Annotated in this window: 2 protein-coding genes and 1 pseudogene; 1 reads left to right on the top strand and 2 read right to left on the bottom strand. The window is 67.1% G+C overall.

Going from position 1 to position 1,537, the window contains the following annotated elements; genetic code table 11:
- Positions 1-612, top strand: a 612-nt coding sequence (locus IG08_RS0153170; protein ID WP_030622053.1) for an acyl-CoA dehydrogenase family protein, incomplete at its 5' end; no start/stop codon positions are given.
- 40 nt (positions 613-652) lie between these two features.
- On the opposite strand, the gene IG08_RS0153175 is transcribed toward IG08_RS0153170, so the two are convergent.
- Both IG08_RS0153175 and IG08_RS0153180 read right to left on the bottom strand, forming a co-directional pair.
- Complete coding sequence (locus tag IG08_RS0153175; protein WP_030622055.1) at positions 653-1,153, bottom strand: TetR-type transcription factor C-terminal domain-containing protein; 501 nt, start codon at positions 1,151-1,153, stop codon at positions 653-655.
- Between the two features lie 140 nt (positions 1,154-1,293).
- Positions 1,294-1,537, bottom strand: a pseudogene (locus tag IG08_RS0153180) (cyclase family protein); the annotation flags it as partial.

Here is a 1,537-nt window from a genome sequence, read left to right on the forward strand (position 1 = left end):
ATCGCGACCACGGCGCTGCGGCGGGACGGCGGCTGGCTGCTCAACGGCACGAAGATGTTCATCACCAATGCCGGCACCGACATCAGCCAGGGCGTCACCGTGCTCGCGGTGACCGGCAAGGACGACGACGGGCGCAAGCGCTTCGCGACCTTCTATGTGCCGACCGAAACCCCCGGCTACTCCTGCGGCCACAAGCTGAAGAAGCTCGGCTGGCATGCGATGGATACCCGGGAGTTGGTCTTCGATGACTGCTGGATTCCCGAGGACCATCTGATCGGTGAGGAGGGCAACGGGCTGCGGCAGTTCCTGTCCGTCCTCGACAAGGATATAGGTACCGAGTTCGAGGCGGCCCGCTGGATGGTCTACCGGGCGGCGTGGCTGGCCGACCAGGGCCGTCCGTACAGCACCGAGGCGGCCATGGCGAAGCTGTATGCCTCCGAGGTCGCCAACCGTGCGGCGTCCCAGGCGGTGCAGATCCACGGCGGTTACGGCTATGTGCGGGAGTCGGAGATCTCCCGCTTCTATGCCGACGCGAAGATCCTGGAGATCGGCGAGGGCACCAACGAGATCCAGCGCAATGTCATCGCCCGGGCGCTCGTGCGACAGGTGTGACAGGTGCGACGAGGGTCCGCGGCACGCGCCGCGGACCTGGTCAGACGGAGACCGACTGCCACTCGGCCTCGGGGTCGAGGGGCAGTTCGGGCCGGTCGCGCTTGAACGCCGCGGCCTGCTCCTCGACTTCCGGCAGGTCGCCGTCTGCCGCGCCGAACCCGCGGAACAGAGTCGCGCAGTACTCGCGGGACAGGAACGCGGCGTCCCACCGGCCGCCCGGCTTCACCCACTGGTAGGTGTGATTGTGCAGGTTGAGGAACTGCAGGGTGGCAAGCCGCGGTTCGATCGCGCGGAAGGAACCGTCCTCGACGGCCTCCTTGAGGAGATCGGTGACCAGTCGCTCGAATTCGGCGCGCTGGCCGAGCAGGGTGTCGAGGTACTCGCCGGGGGTGAGGCTGCGGTAGTCGTGCTCGTAGACCCAGATGTGGTCCAGCCTGCGGAAGATGATCGTCAGCAGCGATTCCGACAGCAGTCGCAGCCGCAGGAGCGGGGCTGCGTCGAGGGCGGCGATCTGCCGGGCGCGGGCAAGCAGCGGGTCCATCCGGCCCGTGGCCCGGTGGTCGTGGCATGGTTGCTCTCCCCGTTCGACACTCTTTGCTGGACCAAACGGTACATTAAAGATCAAGAGGGTGCGATGAATGCCCCGGGAGCCGTAGCTCCCGGGGCATTCTCCTTTGTACGTCAGACGGTGGCGACCGGAGTGAGCGGACTGCCTTGTGTGCCGGGCAGGTTGAGTGGGGGTGCGGTGAGGAGGAAGCGGCTGCGTCGGTGTTCGCGCAGCCAGGCGGCGAGGTCGTGGAGGTACCACAGTTCGCCCATCGGGACGCCCAGTTTGAACAGGCACAGGTGGTGGAGGGGGAGGAGGGTGTGGGGGCCCTGGGCCTGGGTGACGCCGACGCCTTCGATGGCGTAGTTGTCGGATGCG

It is taken from the genome of Streptomyces fulvoviolaceus (assembly GCF_000718165.1).
Classification (GTDB): domain Bacteria; phylum Actinomycetota; class Actinomycetes; order Streptomycetales; family Streptomycetaceae; genus Streptomyces; species Streptomyces fulvoviolaceus.